The following is a 20,947-nucleotide window of genomic DNA, read 5'->3' on the forward strand; positions in this document are numbered from 1 at the left end:
GATCTGGCGGGCGGTGCTGCGGTTGCCGTCGGTGGGTGTGCGGGACGACTTCTTCGCCCTGGGTGGGGATTCGTTGCATGTGATCCGGGTGGTGGATCGTGCCCGCAAGGCGGGGGTGGTGATCACCCCGGCGCAGTTCATCGCGCATCCGACGATCGCCGGCCTCGCCGCGGTCGCCGACGACCTGCAGACGCACCGCAACCCGGTGGAGGAGATTCTGGCCGAGATCTGGCGGGCGGTGCTGCGGTTGCCGTCGGTGGGTGTGCGGGACGACTTCTTCGCCCTGGGTGGGGATTCGTTGCATGTGATCCGGGTGGTGGACCGTGCCCGCAAGGCGGGGGTAGTGATCACCCCGGCGCAGTTCATCGCGCATCCGACGATCGCCGGCCTCGCGTCGATCGCCGGTGGACCAGCCGCCACCGCAGCGGGCGCCACCGGGGCGGACGTCGGCGGGGACCGCCGTACGGACAGTGGCTCGATACCGCCCGTACCGTCGCACCTCGCCTTCGCCGAGCGGAACTTCGCCGACCCGCACGTCTACACGCACATCTTCATGTTCGAGGCGGCCCGCCCGCTGGACCCGGCGCTGGTGGAGCGGGCGGTGGCGGCGGTCGTCACGCACCACGACTCGCTGCGGATCAGCTTCCCGAGCACGGACGGCAGGCTCTCCGTGCGGGTGAACGAGCCGTACCAGCCCACGCCGTTCATCAGCGTCGACCTGTCGGCGCTCGACCCGGCGGAGCAGGAGGTCGCCTTCCGGCGGCTGGACCGGTCCCTGCACCGCAGGCTCGACCTGGCGAATGGACCGTTGCTGCAGATCGCCCTGATCCGATTCGGCGCTTCGCGACCCGACATGCTCGCGGTGATCGTCCACCACCAGTTGATGGACAACAGCTCCTGGGACGTCCTCGTCGAGGACCTGCGGACCGCGTACGAGGCGCTGGAGGCTGGTCAGGATCCGCGGTTGCCGGCATCGACGGCCACCTTCGCCGCATGGGCACGGAACCTGGACGCGCTCGCCCGGTCGACCGAGTTGACCGAGGACGTCGACTACTGGACGGCGCTGGCCCAGGAGCCCGTCCCGACCTGGCCGCTGGACCATGAGGACGGCGACGACTGCATGTCGTCGGAGGAGACCATCGCCGTCGGTCTCGACGCGGCCGAGACGGCCGAGCTGCGCCGGCTGCTGCCGCGCGAGTACGGGCTGAGCGTCAACGACGGTCTGCTCGCCGCCGTGCTCCAAGGCTTCACCGACTGGTCCGGTCAGTCCTCGCTCCTCGTGGACGTGGTGGCCCGGGGTCGGGAGATGGGTGGGGACGATCTCGATCTGTCCCGTGCCATCGGCCGGTTCTCGATGACCTCACCCCGCCTGCTGCACCGGGCGGAGAAGCCCGGCCCGCGGGCGCTGCTGGAATCGGTCCGCGAGCAGATCGGTCTGGTCCCCCGGCGAGGGCTCGCCTACGGCCTGCTGCGCTACACCGGCGCGCGCCCGGAAGTGGCGGAGGCTCTCGCCCCGCTCGGCAAGCCGCCGATCCTGCTCAACAACTGGGGTGAGTTCACGCACGAGCCCGAGGAATCGCCGCTGCTCGGACCGCCCATCGAAGACCTGTGGCCGATGCCGCAGCTACAACGGATGCACAAGTTGCAGGTCTTCGGCCGCTTCCAGGACGGCGAGCTGCAGCTGCATCTGAAGTACAGCCGCAACCTGAACGATCGCGAGAACATCGAGCGGCTCGGGGCTCTGATCCTGGCCGCCCTCCGGTCGTTCGTCCGGCCCGACGGCGACTGACCCCGACCCCGACCCCGATCCGACGTCCCCGGAGGGACCTGCGACATGGACAACGTAAAAGAATCTTGCCTCTACCCCGAGCGCAACCGGGTGGCGTGCATCGAGGCCACCGCGCCCGGGATCTCGCCCGCCGGGTGGGCGTCGGAGCACCTGGACGTGATCAACGAGCGGCTGGACGCCTACGGGGCCGTCCTGCTGCGCGGTTTCGACGCCCCGGACGCACCGGCCTTCTCTGCCTTCGTCCGCGTCTTCGGCGAGGAGATGGCCGAATACACCTATCGATCGACCCCGCGTAGCAAGGTCGGCGATGTCTACACCTCCACCGAGTACCCGGCCAGCGAGGTCATCCCGCTGCACAACGAGATGGCCTACACCAGTGTGTGGCCGCGGCGGCTCTTCTTCTACTCGCACATCCCGGCGCAGACCGGTGGGGAGACTCCGCTCGCCGACAGCCACGCCGTCTGGCAGCGGATCCCGGCCGACATCCGGGAGCGGTTCGAACGGCACGGCGTGCGCTACGTGCGTAACTACCGCACCGGCCTCGGGGTTTCCTGGCAGGAGACGTTCCCCGGGATGGACCGCGCGGGCGTGGAGGATTTCTGCCGTGAGCGCGGCATCACCTACGAATGGCTGGACGGCGGCGATCTTCGGACCAGCGAGACGTGCCAGGCGGTCGCGATCCACCCGGTGAACGGGCGGACGGTGTGGATGAACCAGGCCCACCTCTTCCACGTCTCCAACCTGCCCGAGGCCACCCGGGAGGCGCTGCTGGAGTTGATGGCCGAGGAGGACCTGCCGCGCAACGCATACCTCGGGGACGGCAGTCCGATCACCGACGCCGACCTCGCTGCGATTCGCGACGCGTTCGACGCCGAGTCGCTGGCCTTCCCCTGGCAGCAGGGCGACCTGCTGGTCGTGGACAACATGGCCATGGCCCACGGCCGGTCCAGCTTCACCGGGCCGCGCAAGACGCTGGTGGCGATGACCGGGTCGTACGGCAGCCGGGGGTCGGCGTGACCGGTTACGCGGAGAAGATCGCCTTTCTGGAGTCGAACGGCGTCGCCGACCTGGCGCACTCGGAGGCCAACCTGTTGGCGCACCTGCGGGGCGTGCACGACCTGCTGGCGGAGTGGGGTTCGGGGCCGGCGCTGTGCGACGCGGGACTGTTCCACTCGGTGTACGGCACCGAGATCTACCCGACCGGCGCGATCCCGCACGAGCTACGGCCGGCCGTGCGGGAGCTGATCGGGGCCGAGGCGGAGACGCTGGCGTACCTGTTCGGCACTGTCACCCGTAGCGCCCTCTTCGACGCCGCGTTCGACGGCCCGCCGTTTCTGCTGGAGGACCGCTCCGGCGGGTGCGTCGGGGTCACCGGCGGCCAGTACGCCGACCTCGCCGCGCTGACGGTGGCGAACTGGCTGGAGCAGCGACCCCGGTTCGCCGAGGCCAAACAGCTCAGCCGCGCCCGTGAGTTCGACGCGATGCGCCGCTATCTGCCGGAGACCGTCCGTACCGCCCTGGAACGCGCCTACGGGTTCGCTCCGCTCGCCCTCGCCGGAAACGAGTAACCGTGGCGAACATCGACACGCCAGTACGCCCCAGCGCCGAGCAGGACGCCGGAGTCCTCTCCCGTCTCTTCGTCCAGTGGCCGTCGGTCCTGGTGAAGACGGCCCTGCGCCGCCCGCTGGAACTGTCCGACAGCCTGACGCCTCCCCGCTACGACCACCTGGAGCGGGTCACCCCCGTCTTCGACCGCGCCTGGGCCGCCCGGCGTGGTCAGCCGGACGGGCTGCGTCGGGCTCTGTACCAGACCTACCGCCGACGGTTCTGGTGGGCCGCTCTGATCTTCCTGGCCTACCAGGCCTGCGCGACCCTCGGGCCGTTGCTGGTGCGTGCGCTGATCGCCTGGTTCGAGGGCGACGGTCGAGGCCCGGTCACGGAGGGTCTGCTCATCGCCGCCGGCCTGGCCGGCTTCTACATCCTGGACTCGCTGGCCCACAAGCACCAGTGGTCCGAGGTGTGGAAGACCGCCCACTCGATCACCGGGCTGCTGCGTATGGAGATCCTGCGCAAGTACCTGGGCATGGACCGAGGGGCGCGGCTGGCCCACCCCACGGGTGAGGTCATCACCCTGGCATCCTCGGACGCGCGACGCGTCGGGCGGGTCGCGTTCACCCACATGGCGTGGGCGGTCCCACTGGGCATCGCGGGTTCCTGCGTGATTCTGTGGGTACTGCTGGGTTGGGCGGCGCTCGTCGGCATCGCGATCCTCATTGCCGGGCTGTGGCTGTCCCACGTGGCCAATGAGCGGGTGTTCGCGCTGGTGCCGCCGATCCGCGAGGCGAACGGCGTACGGATCGGTCTGGTCAGCAACTATCTGGCGGCCATACGGACGCTGCGTACCCACGGTTGGGAGGACGTCGCCGAGCAGGCGGTGGACCGCGAGCGCGCAGTGCTCAACGAGCTGCTGGTCCGCAGGCAGAAGCGTCTCGCCACGCTCTATCTGGTCAATGCCGCAGCCCCGGTGCTGATGGTGATGGCCACCCTCGTCACGTACGCGGCGCTCGGCAACGAGTTGCGGGCCGCGGACGTCTTCGCCGCGATCGCCGTGCTCACCGTTCTCCGGTCCCAACTCCCCGAGCTGGTGCGCTACCTGGACATGCGCAATGAGTGGCGGGTGGCGTTCGGCAAGGTGACGACGTTCCTGGAGGCACCGGACGACACCGGGACCACGAAGGACGACGGGACGCCGGCCGGGGCTGTCGACCTCGACGGCGCGTCGTTCGTCTGGCCCGGCGCCGACGCCGACGCGGCACCGGTCCTGGCCGGTGTCGATCTGCGGGTCGCCCCCGGTGAGCTGGTCTGCGTACTGGGCCGGGTCGGCAGCGGCAAGTCCGCGCTGCTCTCCGCGCTCGCCGGGACGATGCCGGCTTCCGCCGGCTCCGCGCGTGTCGGCGGCAGCGTGGTCTACCTGCCGCAGCAGCCCTGGATCATGGAGGGCAGCGTCACGCACAACATCCGCTGCTTCTCCCCGGACGACCCCGATCGGTACGCGGCTGTCGTCCGCGCCACCGCCCTGGAGGCGGACCTGGCGGCGATGCCGGCCCGGGACGCCACCGTGATCGGGGAGCGTGGGGCGAACCTCTCCGGCGGGCAGCGGCAGCGCATCGCGCTGGCGCGGGCCGCGTACGAGGACGCCGACGTCTATCTGTTCGACGACCCCACCAGCGCGGTCGACGAGGCGGTGGCCGGCACCATCCTGGAGAACCTGTTCGACGGGGTGCTCGCCGGCCGTACCCGGATCGTGGCGACCCACCGCCTCGACGTGGCCCGGCGGGCTGACCGGGTGCTGGTCCTCGACGGTGGGCGGGTGGTCGCGGCGGGCCCGTTCGCGGAGGTCGCGGCCCGGATGCCGGAGCTGCTGCCGGCCGTCGCCGCCGAGGCCACCGCCCAGCCCGACCTCGACGCCGGCGGGCCCGAGGAGACCATCGAGGAGATCGTCGACGATCCCGCCGAGGTGGTCCGGGCAGGCGGGGTCGGCACGGCCACCTACCGTCGTTACCTCCAGTTGCTCGTGCCGGGCGCCCTGGTCGTGGTGCTTCTCGGGCTGGCCGCCGGCGGTCAGGCGGTGCTCGGCGGTTCGTCGTTCTGGCTCGGTCACTGGACCGAGCACGCGGGGCAGGACACGCCGTTCTACGCGGCCGTCTTCGCCGCCATCGGGCTGTTGGCGCTCGTGCTGGACCGGGGACTGTTCAGCTTCGCCTTCGCCCGGGGCGTGACGGCCGGCCGGAACCTGCACAATTCAATGCTGCACCGGGTCTTCCGGGCCCCGCTGTCGTTCTTCGACCGCAACTCCTCAGGCCGCGTGCTGGCCCGGTTCTCCGGTGACATGGAGACCATCGACCTGGAGTTGCCCGAGACCACCATGGACACCCTGCGGGTCGTGGTCGGCCTGGTCGTGCCGCTGGCCGCGCTTGCGTTCACCAGCCCGCTGATCCTGCTCGCGGCGCCGCTGCTGCTGGTGGTGTTCCTCCGGTGGCAGCGGCTCACCCGAGCCAGCACGGTGGCGGCGTCCCGGCTGTCAAAGCAGGCGAACGAGCCGATGCTCGCGCTGCTCAGCGAGGCGATCGAGGGAGTCACCTCCATTGAGGGCCGGGCCACCCGGGTACGCGGCTACCAGGCAGCATTCGGCAGCCGGGCCCAGGCCGCGCACCACGCGGACTACACCGTCAACGCGCTGTCCCGGCACTTCAACCTGAGGTTGGACATGTTGGGCGCGGTCGTCCTGCTGGCGTACGGGATGCTGATCGTCACGGTGAGCGGGATCGGCGCCGGTCTGGCCGGCGTCGGGATCAGCCTCGTGTACGCCCTCATGGAGGCGCTGGCCATGAGCCTGATGACGGTGCAGATGATGGACCTGTCGCTGGCCAGCTTCGAGCGCGTGGACGACTACACCCGGCTGCCGGTCGAGAGCACCGACGGTCGGCCGGCTCCGGCGGGCTGGCCGACGGCGGGCGAGGTCCGCTTCGAGGGTGTCACCCTGCGCTACGCCGAGGGCGCCCCGCCGGCGCTGGACGGTGTCTCGTTCGACGCACCCGCCGGCAGCAAGGTCGGCATCGTGGGTCGGACCGGCAGCGGCAAGTCCAGTCTGTTCACCGCGCTGCTGCGGATCGTGCAGCCGGAGCACGGGCGCGTCCTGGTCGACGGGGTGGACACCGCGACGCTGCGGCTGGCAGACCTGCGGGCGGCGGTCGAGGTGGTGCCGCAGGACCCGGTGCTGCTGCCCGGCACAGTGCGGGACAACCTCGACCCGGCCGGGGTGTACCCGGACGAGGAGATCATCGCCGTGCTCACCAAGGTCGGTCTTGCCGACCGGCTGCTCGGCGCGGGCGGAGACGGCCTCGACGCGGTGATGTCGGCCGGCGGCGGCCGGCTCAGCGCCGGCGAGCGCCAACTGCTGTGCCTGGCCCGGGCGCTGCTGCGCGAGGTGAAGCTCGTCCTCATCGACGAGGCAACCGCCAACCTCGACGCCGAGAGCGACGCCCGGATCCAGCGGCTGCTCGCGTCCGACCTCGTCGGAGCCACCGTGCTCACCATCGCCCATCGCCGGGAGACCCTGGCGGGCGCCGATCGGGTGGTGACGATGAGCAGTGGACGGATGGTCGAGCACGACCGGGCGGAGGCGCTGGTTGGCTCAGTGGCGGAGCCGGCCGGCCCGCGCGGGGGTACCGCCGACTCAGCGGCGTCGGCGTCGTGACCGGAGCGCAGCCGTCGACCGGTCCCGCCTACTGGCGAGATCACCTGGCCGGGGCGTCCACCCTGGATCTGGTCACGGACCGGGTCCGGCCGGCCCGCCGACGCAACCGGATCGAGCAGATCCCGCTCACGGCCGGCCGGGACACCGCCCGTCGGCTGATCGAGGTCAGCAGTTCGTACGGCGTCCCGCCCCTCGCGCCGTTGCTGGCGGTGGGACAGGTGGTGCTGGGTCGGCGCACCGGTACCCGGGACGTGATGGTGGGCACGCTCGTGGCCGGTGCTCTGGTGGCGCTGCGTACCCGGTGGGCGGACGACCCGTCGGCGGCCGAACTGTTCGCCCGGGTCGCGACGGCGAGCCGGGCGGCGGTGGCGCACGCCGACGTCCCGCTCGCCCGGGTGGCCGAGGCGTTGGGCTTGCCCCCCGATCCGAGCCGGGCCGTGCTCTGCCCGGTCGTGCTGGCACAGGACGCGGTTCCGGCGACGGGTGACGTGCCGGTCGACCTGACCGTGAGCTGGGGCGAGCCGACGGCGGACGGGCTGTCCGGCGTGATCGGCTACGACCCGGACCTGTTCGACCGGGCGACGATCCGCCGATTCAGCGACCACTACCTGACGTTGCTCGACAACGCCCTCGCCACGCCCGAGGCTGCGGTCTCGACCCTCGCGCACACCTGCGCCGGGGAGCGCGCACTGCTCGCCGCGTGGGGCACCGGCGAGAGTTCCGCGGAAGCGTCGGAGGTGCCGGCGGCTTTCCTGGCCCGGGCCGACGCGACGCCGGACGCGATCGCGGTGGAATTCGACGGCGTCACCCTCACCTACGCCGAGGTACGCGCGCGGGCCGACGCACTGGCGGCCGCCGTGGGCGCCCACCGGATCACGCCGGGAGGCGTCGTCGGGCTGGCGATGGCACCCTCCGCGGACCTCGTCGTCGCGATGCTCGCGGTGCTTGCCGCCGGGGCGGCTTACCTGCCGCTGGACCCGGTGCACCCGCCGGAGCGCCAGGAGTACATGCTGCGCGACAGCGACGCGAGGCTGTTGATCGCCGACGGCGCGGTGGACTTCGCGGGGGATCTGCCGGTGCTGCGGGTCGACCGGCCGCTCCCGCCGGTCGGACGGACCGCCGCCGACCGGCCACGGGTGCACCCCGCGCAACGGGCCGCCGTCTTCTACACCTCCGGGTCGACCGGGCGTCCGAAGGGCGCGGAGGTGACCCACGGCGGGATCGTCCGGCTGGCCCGCGACGCAGGCTACGTCAGCCTCGGTCCGGCCGACGTGGTCGCCCAGGTGGCGAACGTGTCGTTCGACGCGGCCACCTTCGAGGTGTGGGGTGCGCTGCTCAACGGCGCTCGGCTGGTCGGCGTCGCCAAGGACGACGCGCTGACGCCCGCCCGGTTGGGGGACCGCCTCGCCGCGCACGGCGTCACCACCATGTTCCTCACCACCGCCCTGTTCAACCGCTGCGTGGATGCCGACCCGGCGATCTTCGCGCCGCTACGCAGTCTGATCTTCGGCGGTGAGGCGGCCGACGCCCGCCGCGTCGCGGCGCTGTGCGGGGCACTGCCCGGGTTGCGGCTGGTCCACGCGTACGGGCCGACGGAGTGCACCACGTTCGCAGCGACCTGGGACGTGACCGACCTGCCCGGCGACGCGGTCCGGGTCCCGATCGGCCGGCCGGTCGGCGGGACCCGGCTGTACGTCCTCGACGACCACGGTCGGCAGGCCGGCGTCGGCGTGCCGGGCGAGCTGCACATCGGCGGCGCCGGCCTGGCGCACGGGTACCTCGGCCGGCCCGACCTGACCGCCGAGCGGTTCGTGCCGAGCCCCTTCGAGCCGGGCGAGCGCCTCTACCGGACCGGCGACGTGGTGCGGTGGCGGGAGGACGGCCAACTGGAGTTCCTCAGTCGCGTCGACAACCAGGTCAAGATTCGCGGGATCCGTATCGAACCCGACGAGGTCGCCGGCGCCCTCGCCGCCTGCCCGGGTATCCGGGAGGCTTTCGTGGACGTGCGGGGAGACGGGGACGCGCGCCGGTTGGTCGCGTACGTCGTACCGGTCGGCGATCCGATCCCGGCCGGGCAGTTGCGCGCCCACCTGGCGGCCCGGCTGCCCGAGGCGATGGTGCCCGCCTGGTACGTGCCACTGGCCGTGCTGCCGCTCAACGCGAACGGCAAGGTGGACCGGGCGGGGCTGCCCGAACCGGCCGCGCGGCACGGCGTGCGGGGAGTCGGCGGCGTTGCGCCCCACGGTCCGGTCGAGGAACTGGTCGCGCGGACCTGGCGGGAGATGCTCGGCGTGCCGGTGGAGTCGGCCGATGACGACTTCTTCGCCCTCGGCGGCCACTCGCTGCTCGCCGCGCAGATGGTGGCGCGGGTCGCCGCCGGTGCGGGCGTCGAACTGGGCGTCCGCGCGGTCTTCGAGGCGCCCACGGTCGCCGCGCTGGCCGCACGGATCGCCGGGGCCCGACACGGGGAGGCACGACCGCCGGTCCCCGTCGCCGGCGACAAGGGGCCGCATCCGCTGTCGTACGCGCAGCAACGGCTGTGGTTCCTCGACCGGCTCGACCCCGAGCAGGCGTTGTACTCGGTGCCGCTGGTGTTCACCATCGACGGACCGCTCGACGTGGAGGCGTTGGACGCGAGCCTGTGCGCACTGGTCCGGCGCCACGCTGCGCTGCGGACCCGGCTGGTGACGATCGACGGCGAGCCACGGCAGGTGATCGACGACCAACCGTCGGTCGTCCTCGCCGTGCACGACCTGCGCGGGGCGGACTGCGGGGACGGTCACGCGGATGCCCTGCTGCGCCGCGCCACCGCGGAGCCGTTCGACCTCGCCACCGGGCCGCTGGCACGGTGGCTCCTGGTCCGGCTGTCCGATCGACGCTGCCTGCTGCTTGTGGTCATGCATCACGCCGTCTTCGACGGCGGGTCGGTCGGGGTGCTGATCCGCGATCTCGGTGCGCTCTACACGGCCCGCACCACCGCCGCGCCCACCCCGGCTCCGCTCACCGTCGACTACCCCGGCTACACCAGGTGGCAGCGCGACCTGCTGGCCGGCCCGGCCCGGGCGGAGCAGCTCACGTACTGGGTGGACCAGCTCGGCGGCGCCCCCGCCGCGCTGGACCTGCCGACCGACCGGCCCCGCCCGGCAACCCTCCGGCACGTGGGCGAGACCTTCGACGTACGGCTGTCCGCAGCCATCCTCGAGCGGCTCGACGAGGTGGCCCGGCGGCACGGCGTCACCCGCTTCATGGTGCTGCTCGCCGCATTCCAACTGCTCCTGGGCCGGTACGCGGACGTGCGTGACGTCAGTGTCGGTAGCCCGGTGGCCGGACGCACCCGTCCCGAGTTCGACGATCTCATCGGCTTCTTCGTCAACACGGTCGTGCTGCGGGCCCGCTGGCGGGACACCGACACGTTCGCCGACCTGCTGGCCCGCGCCCGGGACACGGTCCTCGGCGCGTACGAGCATCAGGACGTGCCGTTCGAGCAGGTCGTCGAGGCGGTCCGGCCACCCCGTGACCCCAGCCGCACCCCGCTGTTCCAGGTCATGCTGTCGGCGCAGAACGTGCCGGCGTCGACCGACGCGTTCCCGGGGTTGTCCGTCGCGGTTGCCGAGCCGCCCGGCCGGGTCGCGAAGTTCGACCTCACCGTGGCCTGGGAAGAGGTGCCGACCGCCGAGGGTGAGCTGCGCGGCATCGTCGAATACGACGTCGACCTGTTCGACCGGGACACGGCCGAGCGGATGGCGTACAGCTACCGGGCGCTGCTGGACTCGGCGCTCGCCGCACCCGACATGCCGGTCGCCACCCTGGACCTGCTGCCCGGTCCCGAGCCGATCGCACCGGCCGCCCCGGTCGTCGCCGCGGCGCACCCGACCCCGGCGTCAGGAGGGGCCACCGCCCGCACCGAGGGCGACGACGGGAGGCCCCTCCTGTCCACGACCGGGGCGACGGTGCACGGGTTGGTGGGAGCTGCGGCGGGGCGGTGGGCGGACCGGCCCGCAGTCGTGCAGGGCGGGCGGACGCTCAGCCATGCGGAGTTGGCGGCTCGCGCGGCCGCCGTGCACGCCCACCTGGCCAGCCGGGCGGTACGCCCCGGCGACACCGTCGCCGTGCTGCTGGACCGCACCCTCGACTGGCCAGCCGCCCTGCTCGGCGTCCTGTCCGTGGGTGCCGCGTACGTGCCGCTGGACCCGTCGATCCCGCGGGAACGGCTGGCGTACGTCCTCGCCGACTCCGCCGCCGTGCTGGTACTCGGCTCACGGGCCGCCGGACCGCCCGACACCGCCGTGCCGTTCACCACAGTCGAGGACGCGTTCGCCACCGCGGCGTCCGCCGTGCCGGTGCCGGTGCACCCGTCGGCGTCGGCGTACGTGCTCTACACCTCGGGCACCACCGGCCTGCCCAAGGGCGTACTCGTCAGTCACGGCAACCTGGTGCACACGCTGGAGGCGGTGGCCCGGCACTACGCGCTCACCCCCGCCGACCGGGTGCTCCAGTTCGCCGCGCTCACCTTCGACGTGGCCGCGGAGGAGTTGTTCGCGACGTTGATCCGCGGCGGCACCGTGGTGCTGCCGCCGGTCGGACCGGTACCCGGCCTCGACGAGCTGACCGCGTTGGCCGACCGGGAGCGGCTCACCGTGCTCAACCTTCCGGCGTCGTACTGGCACGAATGGGTCGCCGCCCTGGACCGGCATCCGGTCGCCTCCTGCCCGTACCTACGGCTCGTCGTGGTCGGCAGCGAGCGGGTCGACGCGGGGAGGCTCGCCCAGTGGCGTACGGCCGCGCCGCACGTCCGGTGGCTCAACGCCTACGGCCCGACGGAGACCACCATCACCGCCACCGTCCACGAACCGTGCGGCGACCGGGAAGGCGTCAGCGGCACCGTCTCCATCGGGCGACCACTGCCCGGTGTGCGGGCGTACGTCCTCGACGGCGGGCTGCGGCCGGTGCCGCGCGGGGTTCCGGGCGACCTCTGGCTCGGCGGTCCGGGCGTGGCGCAGGGCTACGTCAACGACCCGGCCCGTACGGCCACCAGTTTCGTGCCCGATCCGTGGGGGCCACCCGGTGCCCGGATGTACGGCACCCGCGACCGGGTACGCCTTGGCGCCGCCGGGGTGCTGGAGTTCCTCGGCCGCAACGACGACCAGATCAAGCTGCGCGGCTTCCGGATCGAGTTGGGCGAGGTCGAGGCGGCGCTCGGCACTCACCCTCGGGTCGTGGAGGCCGCGGCGATGCTGCGCGAGGACGTGCCCGGGCGGCCCACCCTGGTCGGCTACGTGACGCCGCTCGACGTCGACGTGGCGGCGCTGCGCGCGCACCTGGCGGACCGGCTGCCCGGCTACATGGTGCCGGCGGTGATCGTCCCGATCGACCGGTTGCCGCGCGGCGAGAGCGGCAAGGTCGACCGGGGCGCTCTTCCGCCTCCGCCGACGCAGGCCCCCACCGGGGACACGGTGCCCGGCGGCGACCTGGAACGGACGGTGGCGGCGATCTGGCGGGACGTGCTGACGGTGGAGCACGTCGGCGCCGAGGACAACTTCTTCGACATCGGCGGGCACTCGCTGCTCGTGGTGCGGGTGCAGGCCCGGCTGGCCGAACGGCTGGGTCGCCCGGTGCCGATCGTGGACCTGTTCCGGCATCCCACCGTGCGTGCGCTTGCCCGACACCTGGCGACCGGGGAACCGCCGTCGGTGCCGAGCACCGGACAGCACCGCGCGGAGACGCGCAGAACCATCCAGCGGGAACGACCGCCGCGACGTCGGCCGGGCGGGCCCCGACACACGGGAGAAGCATGATGACCGAGGGACGTTCGCTGCCCGACACCGCCCTCGCCGTCGTCGGGATGGCGCTCCGGGTTCCCGGAGCCGACACCCTCGACGACTTCTGGCGCAACCTGCGCGACGGCGTCGAGTCCGTCACCACGCTCAGCGAGGCCGACCTGATCGCCGACGGTGTCTCGCCGGAGGAGTTCGGCCGCCCCGACTACGTCCGCGCCCAGGGTGTCCTCGCCGACCCTGCCGGTTTCGACGCCCGCTTCTTCGGCTTCTCGGCACGCGAGGCGCAATTGCTCGACCCGCAGCACCGGATCTTCCTGGAGTGCGCCTGGGAGGCGCTGGAGCACGCCGGGCACGCCTTCGACGCGGCGGACGCGGTGACCGGCGTCTACGCCGGGGTGGGGGAGAGCTCGTATCTCCTGCACAACCTGTTGCCCAACGCGGACCTGGTGGCGCGGGTAGGCGCGTTCCAGACGTCCCTCGGCAACGACAAGGACTTCGTACCGACGCGGGTGTCCTACAAGTTGAACCTGCACGGTCCCAGCATCAGCGTGCAGACCGGCTGCTCGACGTCGCTGGTCGCGGTGCACACGGCGGCCCAGGCGCTGCTCGCCGGCGAGTGCGACGTCGCGTTGGCCGGTGGTGCCACAGTCATCGCCCGTCGGCGCGGCTACCGGTACGCCGAAGGCGGCATCCTGTCCGCCGACGGGCACTGCCGCGCGTTCGACGCCGACGCCACCGGCGCGGTGGCCGGTAGCGGCGCGGCGGTCGTCGTCCTCAAGCGGCTCGCCGACGCGGTCGCCGACGGCAACGTGATCCACGCGGTGATCCGGGGTTCGGCGGTGAACAACGACGGTGCCCGCAAGGTCGGCTTCACCGCGCCGAGCGTGGACGGGCAGGCCGACGTCATCGCCGAGGCACTCGCCGTCGCGGCCGTCGAACCCGACACGATCGGCTTCGTCGAGGCCCACGGCACCGGCACCCCGCTCGGCGATCCGATCGAGGTGGCCGCGCTGAAGAGCGTGTTCCACGGCGTGCCGGCCGGCCGGATCGCCCTCGGCTCGGTCAAGACGAACATCGGGCACCTCGACACCGCCGCCGGGGTCGTCGGTCTGATCAAGGCAGTGCTGGCGCTGCGGGCGGGGGAGATCCCGCCATCGCTGCATTTCACCGCGCCCAACCCCGAGCTGGGCCTGGACGGAGGTCCCTTCCGGATCGCCACGACCCACAGCCCGTGGCCCGACCAGGTGCGGCGTGCCGGAGTCAGCTCGTTCGGCATCGGGGGGACCAACGCCCACGTCGTGTTGGAGGAGGCGCCCGAACCGGCGCCGACCACTGCCGAGGGGCGACGCCGGCACGTGCTGCCCATCTCGGCGGCCACGCCCACAGCCCTCGACGCGACCGCGGCCCGGCTCGCCGCACACCTGACCGCGCACCCGGACGTGCCACTGGCCGAGGTGGCGTACACCCTGCAACAGGGTCGCCGGACCCTGCCGTACCGCCGGGCGGTGGTGGGCGACAGTCCCGCCGCGGCCGCCGCGGCGCTGGACCGGCCGGCCCCCGCGGGGGCCGCCGAGAGCGCCACCGACCGGGAGGTTCTCTTCACCTTCCCCGGTCAGGGTGCGCAGCGCGTCGGCATGGGCCACGCCCTGTACGCCGACGAGCCGGTCTTCCGCACGGTGGTGGACGAAGCGGCGGTACTGCTGGAACCGCTGCTCGGCAGGGATATCCGTCGCCTGCTGTACCCCACCGACGCCGAGCGGGCCACCGCCGAGGACCTGCTCCACCAGACTCGGTACGCGCAGCCCGCGCTGTTCGTCGTCGAATACGCGCTGGCGAAGCTCTGGGCGTCCTGGGGGGTCCGCCCGGTGGCGCTGCTCGGGCACAGCGTCGGCGAGATGGTGGCTGCCTGCCTGGCCGGGGTGTTCTCGCTGCCCGACGCGCTGCGGCTGGTCGCCGGCCGCGGCCGGCTCATGCAGGAGGCGGCACCGGGCGCGATGCTCGCGGTGCCGCTGCCCGAGGCGGAGCTGCTGCCACTGCTCGACGACGGGCTGGACGTCGCCGCCGTCAACGGGCCCCGGCAGTGCACCGTCTCCGGGGCGCCCGACGACGTCGCGGCGTTCGCGGTCCGGCTCCGCGAGCGGGGGCTGGCCTCGACTCCGCTGGTCACCTCGCACGCGTTCCATTCCCGCTCGATGGACGCCGCCGCGACGGCATTCGAGGCGGAGGTCGCCAAGGTGCGGCGATCGGCGCCGGAGATTCCCTTCGTATCGAACGTGACCGGCACCTGGATCACCGCCGAGGAGGCAACCAGCCCCGCGTACTGGGCCCGACAGTTGCGGTCGACCGTCCGTTTCGCCGACGGTCTGGCGACGCTGCACCGCCCGGACGCCGTGCTGCTGGAGGTCGGCCCGGGACGGGTGCTGACCCGCCTCGCCGGCGGGCCGGCCGCCCGCGCCGTCGCCTCGCTGCCGTCGGCCGGGCGGGACGCCGACGGGGAGACCGAACTGCTCACCGCCGTGGGGGCGCTGTGGCGGCTGGGTACCCCGGTCGACTGGGCGGCGCTGCACGGCACCGAGAAGCCACGACGGACCGTCCTGCCCACGTACCCGTTCGAGCGTGAGCGATGCTGGGTTGATCCTCCGCGGGGTCTCGTCGCGGTCCAGTCGGGTGGCGATGGGCTTGCCGTGCGCGGCTTCCGCCGGACCGGGCTCGGTGGGCCGGTGGGCGCGGCGGCCGGCATCTGGCTGGCCTGCGGCGCGGGCCTCCCGGACGATGTCGTCGACCAGATGCGAGAGGCGGGCGCCCGGGTGGTCCCGGCCGCCCTCGACCCGGTCGCCGGACGGCTCTCCGCGCAGTTGGCGTCGGACGAGCGGATCACCGGCGTGCTGTTCGCGGCCGGGCAGGGCGACCCGTTGCCGGCCCTCGCCGCCCTCGACGCGGCCCTCGCCGCTCGGGGCGCCGCCTACCCGCGGATCGTGGTCATCGCCGTCGGCGCACTCGACGTCACAGGTACGGAGGAACTGGCGCCGACGCTAGGAGTGCTCACCGGCTGGGCGGCCGGCGGCACGCCGGGCACCCGGACGCTGCTCGACGTGGTCCCGGCACCGACACCGGCTGCCGCCCGGCGTCTGGCCGCCGCGGTGGCGGCGGAGATTCGCCTGGCGCGTCCCGAGCCGGTCGTCGCCCTGCGCGGCCCGCACCGCTTCGTGCCGGATGTCGTCCCGGCGCCGGTCGCCCCGCCGGACCGGCACACCGGCGCGCGCTACCTGCTCGCCGGGGACGTGGAGGCGGCCGCCGCGTTCCGCCGGGGTCTCACCGCCCGCGGGGCCGCCGTCGAGGACCTCAGCGCCGACCGGAACGGTAGCGCCACCCCCGCGACGATCCTCGTCACCGTGGACGGCCGGGCCCCCGTCGACCTGGCCCTGACCATGCTGGCCGAGGTGGGCGCCGACCCGCGAGGTGCGGTCACCGCCGTTGAGGTGCACGTTCTCGGCGGCACGCCGGAGACGCCGCTCGCCGGTCGGATCGCCGCCCACGTGGCCGCCAACGGCCGTGAGTCCGAGGTGAAGTGGGCGGTCTACCTGTGGCCCGCCGGTGATCTGTCGGCGGTCGAACGGACCGTCGGGCGGGTGGTGGGCGCCGCCGCCTTCGCCGGCCACCTCCTGGTCACGGCCCTCGACGAGGTCGAGGAGAGCAACGTGACGAAGGCCAGTGACCTCCCCGAGTACGCGGGCCAGACCGAGCGCGAGGTGGCCGCGATCGTCGCGGACCTGCTCGGCGAGCCGGACATCGCGCCCACGGCCGGCTTCTTCGAGCTGGGCGGGCACTCCCTGCTCGCCGCGCAGCTCGTCGCGCAGGTCGGCCGGGTCTGTGGGGTGGACGTCCCGCTACGCGCCTTCGTCGCCGAGCCGACGATCCGAGGTCTCGCCAACGCAGTCGACGCCGCCCGGGCAGCGGGCGGCGGCACCGCGCCGGAGACGCTGCCGGCGGTCGTCCCGGATCGGGCGTCGGCACACCTGCCGTTCCCGCTCACCGACGTGCAGCAGGCGTACTGGATCGGCCGTACCGGCGTGTTCGATCTGGGCAACGTCGGCATGCACGGCTACGAGGAGTTCGACGTCCCCGGGCTGGACGTGCCCAGGCTGGAGCGGGCGCTGCGCCGGCTGATCCGGCGGCACGGGATGCTCCGGGCGGTCGTGCTGCCGCACGGCGAACAGCAGATCCTCGACGAGGTTCCGGACTACGTGATCGCCACCGAGGACATGCGGGCTCGGCCGGCGACCGAGGCGACCGCGGCCCTGGAACGGACCCGCGCCGCGATGTCGCATCAGGTCTTCGTCCCCGACCGCTGGCCGCTGTTCGAACTGCGGGCCACTCGGTTGGACGGTGGCCTGGGCCGGGTGCACTACAGCATCGACGGCCTGCTCACCGATGCGTGGGCGTCGAGCATCGTGATGCGGGAGCTGACCCTCCTCTACCACGAGCCGGACGCCACGCTGCCGGAGCTGGAGTTGAGCTTCCGCGACTACGTGCTCGCCGCGCAGGCCGCCCAGGAGACCGACCGGTACCGGCGGGCCGCCGCGTACTGGCAGGAGCGGGTGCCGACGTTGGCCCTCGCCCCGGAGCTGCCGCTGGCAGTCGATCCGGGGACCATCACCGCGCCGCGTTTCGCCCGCCTGACGGGGCAGTTGCCGGCGCCGGAGTGGAACCGGGTCAAGGCCGCCGCCGCGAGGCGTGGCCTCACTCCGACCGCACTGTTGCTGGCCGCGTACGGGGAGGTGGTCGCCACCTGGTCGAAGAATCAGCGGTTCACCCTCAACCTGCCGATGGCGAACCGGCTGCCGCTGCACCCACAGGTCGACGCGATCCTCGGCGACTTCACGTCGGTGACGCTGCTGGAGATCGACGTGGCCGCCGCGGCGCCGTTCGAGGCACGTGCCCGGGCGGTCCGCGATCAACTCCTCTCGGACCTGGATCACGGGCTGTTCAGCGGCGTGCGCGTGGCGCGGGAGCTGAAGCGGGTACGCGGCGAAGCGGCCGATGTCATGCCGGTGGTGTTCACCAGCCTCTTCCAGGGCGTCGGCGGGCATCCGCAGATCGGCGAGGTGGTCTACAGCATCTCGCAGACACCGCAAATCTGGATCGACACCCAGGTGTACGAGGTGGACGGCGCGTTGGTGCTGGACATCGACGCCGTCGAGGGCCTCTTCCCCGAGGGCATGGTCGCGGCGATGCACGGGGCGACGCTGAAGGTGCTGGACTGGCTCGCGGCCGACGAGGCGCACTGGTCCGACCCGGTGTGCCCGCTCGTGCCCGACACCGAGCTTGCCGTCCGCACCTCGTACAACCGCACCGAGGGGGCGGTGCCGGCCGGCCTGTTGCACGAGCCGTTCTTCGCCACGGCCAACCGGGTGCCCGAACGTCCGGCCGTGATCACGCCGACCCGCACCCTCACCTACGGCGAGCTGGCGGGTCACGCCCGGGCGGTCTGCGCCCACCTCACGGGCCTGCGGGTGCGCCCCGACGAACTCGTCGCCGTGGTGATGGACAAGGGCTGGGAGCAGTGCGCCGCCGTGCTCGGCATCCTCGCCGCCGGTGCCGCCTACCTGCCAATCGACCCCGAGCTGCCCGACGAGCGGGTGCGCCTGTTGCTGGAACACGGACAGGTTCGCGCGGTGCTGACCCAGGGGCGCCTTGCGGACGCCGGCGCCCGGCGGTTCGACGACGTCGACGTGCTGCGGGTGGACGAACTGACGCCCCGGCCGGAGGCGGCTCTGCCCGCGATCGCCACCACGCCCGCGGACCTCGCGTACGTCATCTTCACCTCCGGTTCGACAGGCCAGCCGAAGGGCGTGATGATCGATCACAGGGGTGCCCTCAACACCGTCGTCGACATCAACGAACGCTTCCACGTGGGCGAGGACGACCGGGCACTGGCCCTGTCGTCGCTGAGCTTCGACCTGTCCGTGTACGACGTCTTCGGACCGCTCGCGGTCGGGGGCGCGGTGGTGATCCCGGAGGCGGCGGCACACCGGGACCCGGCGGCGTGGCTCGACCTCGTCGTCAAGGCCGACGTCACGATCTGGAACTCGGTGCCGGCGTTGATGGAGTTGTTCGTCGAGCACCTCACCCTCCGGGAGGCCGCCGGTCTGCTGCGGTTGGTCATGCTCAGCGGCGACTGGATTCCGGTGACCCTGCCGGACCGGATCCGTCAGGTGCTCGGGGCGCCCCGGGTGGTCAGCCTCGGCGGCGCGACAGAGGCGTCCATCTGGTCGATCCTCCACGAGGTCGGGGAGGTGCCGTCGGACTGGACGAGCATTCCGTACGGGCGTCCCATGCGGAACCAGACCTTCCACGTCCTCGACGACGCGATGCGGCCCCGACCGACCGGGGTGCCCGGGCAGCTTTACATCGGCGGCGTCGGCGTGGCCCGCGGCTATCTGCGGGACGAGGCGAGAACGGCGGCCAGCTTCGTCGTCCACCCGGAGACCGGGGAGCGCCTGTACCGCACCGGGGATCTCGGCCGGTTCCTGCCGAGCGGCGAGATCGAGTTTCTCGGTCGGGAGGATTTCCAGGTCAAGGTGCAGGGGTATCGCATTGAACTCGGCGAGATCGAGGCCGCGCTCGCGCAGCACCCGGGCGTACGGGGCGCGGTGGTCGTGGCGCAGGGCGAGCCGCGCGGGGCCAAGCGCCTCGTCGCGTTCGTCCTGCCGCAGGTCCCCGGCGAAATGCCGCCGGACGTGCTGGAGTTCCTTGCCGGCAAGCTGCCCGGCTACATGGTGCCGGGGGCGTTCTACGAGATCGACGAGCTGCCGTTGACCGCCAACGGCAAGATCGATCGGCGGGCGTTGGTGGTACCGGCCGACGCGACCGAGGCGGACGAGGTGCCGTACGAAGCACCGCGTACCGCCCTGGAGGAGGCCGTCGCCGAGGTCTGGTCAACCATCCTGCGGGTCGAGCGGGTGGGCGCGCACGACAACTTCTTCGCCTTGGGCGGCGACTCGTTGCTGGCGATGCGGGCGGTGGTGCACCTGCGCAAGGCGCTCGACGTGCAGGTGCCGATCCGGGTTCTCTTCGACAGCCCCACGCTGGAGTCCGCCGCGCTCGCCATCGAGGACCAACTGCTCGCTGAGCTGGAGGAGATGTCCGACGAGGAAGCCAATTCCCTGCTGTCCAACGAGCCGACGTACTAGGAGGTCCGTCCGTGAATCGCCTCACCGCACATCCGGCCGGCCGTGCCAGGGGTTGGCTCGTCGCTGGGCCGCGCCGTCGCGCCGTCCCCGCCGTCCCCGCTGCGCGACTGATCTGTCTGCCGTACGCCGGCGGGGGATCCTCGGCGTACAGCGGCTGGCAGGAGTTGCTCGGTCCTGACGTCGAGGTCTGCCCCGTCGAGCTGCCCGGCCGGCAGTCCCGCTGGCGTGATCCGGTCTACACGCGGGTGCGGCCGCTGGTTGAAGACCTCGCCTCGGCGCTGACCGGCGAATTGCATGTGCCGTACGCCCTGTTCGGGCACAGCATGGGGTCTCTGGTGGCCTTCGAACTGGCCCGCGAGCTACGCCGGCGCGGTGCCCCGCAGCCGCGGGTCCTCTTCGCAGCCGGGGGCCTCGCACCGGGGCTGCGGCGCACGTCGCCGAACATTCACGACCAGCCGGACGCGATCGTCGTCGACCGGCTGCGCAGGCTCGGCGGTCTCGACGAGGAGATCGCGGCCGAGCCCGAACTGCTCGAAGTCCTGCTGCCCGCGATCCGCGCGGATTTCTCTGTCTGCGAAACCTATGAGTACACGCCGGAGCTGCCACTGAGCTGCCCGATCGTCGCCTTCGCAGGGGACCGGGACGAGCACGTGCCCCCCGAGCAGATCGCTCCGTGGCGCGAGCACACGTCGGCGGGGTTCGCACTGCATGTGCTGCCGGGCGGGCACTTCTTCCCGATGACCGCCCGGGCCGCCGTGCTGCACACGGTCCGCGCCACGCTGGCGGCAGACGGTCTTGGGGCCAGAGCGTGACCCGGTAGCGGTTTGGGTCGCTGGAGAGTCGCGGGGCACCCGGTGCGCGGTGACGCCCCTGGTCGACGACCTGCTGCGCCACCTCCAGCGACCACGCCCGCCGTCACCCCACGTCTGCC

The 20,947-nt window shown here is 72.7% G+C and carries 7 protein-coding genes; all 7 read left to right on the forward strand.

Annotated features, from left to right (window positions below):
• Positions 1-1,789 (forward strand): condensation domain-containing protein (locus AB0K10_RS00995; RefSeq protein ID WP_363678640.1); only part of this gene is annotated, 1,789 nt, incomplete at its 5' end.
• Between the two features lie 45 nt (positions 1,790-1,834).
• Positions 1,835-2,806 (forward strand): TauD/TfdA family dioxygenase, encoded by a 972-nt coding sequence (locus tag AB0K10_RS01000; RefSeq protein WP_363678642.1) that lies wholly within the window; start codon positions 1,835-1,837, stop codon positions 2,804-2,806.
• Positions 2,803-3,357, forward strand: a complete 555-nt coding sequence (locus AB0K10_RS01005; protein ID WP_363678644.1) for a DUF6817 domain-containing protein — start codon at positions 2,803-2,805, stop codon at positions 3,355-3,357. Before AB0K10_RS01000 ends, AB0K10_RS01005 begins: the two co-directional genes overlap by 4 nt.
• 2 nt (positions 3,358-3,359) lie before the next feature.
• Positions 3,360-7,046 (forward strand): ATP-binding cassette domain-containing protein, encoded by a 3,687-nt coding sequence (locus AB0K10_RS01010; RefSeq protein ID WP_363678646.1) that lies wholly within the window; start codon positions 3,360-3,362, stop codon positions 7,044-7,046.
• Positions 7,043-12,841, forward strand: coding sequence for an amino acid adenylation domain-containing protein (locus tag AB0K10_RS01015; RefSeq protein WP_363678648.1), 5,799 nt, complete (start codon positions 7,043-7,045; stop codon positions 12,839-12,841). Before AB0K10_RS01010 ends, AB0K10_RS01015 begins: the two co-directional genes overlap by 4 nt.
• Positions 12,841-20,016: an amino acid adenylation domain-containing protein gene (locus AB0K10_RS01020; protein ID WP_363678650.1), complete on the forward strand. Its 7,176-nt coding sequence runs from the start codon at positions 12,841-12,843 to the stop codon at positions 20,014-20,016. The genes AB0K10_RS01015 and AB0K10_RS01020 overlap by 1 nt, the downstream gene beginning before the upstream one ends.
• Before the next feature lie 11 nt (positions 20,017-20,027).
• Entirely contained in the window at positions 20,028-20,828 is an 801-nt protein-coding gene (locus tag AB0K10_RS01025; protein ID WP_363678652.1) for an alpha/beta fold hydrolase, read from the forward strand.
• Positions 20,829-20,947 lie beyond the last annotated feature (119 nt).

It is taken from the genome of Micromonospora sp. NPDC049274 (assembly GCF_040678875.1).
Classification (GTDB): Bacteria; Actinomycetota; Actinomycetes; order Mycobacteriales; family Micromonosporaceae; genus Micromonospora.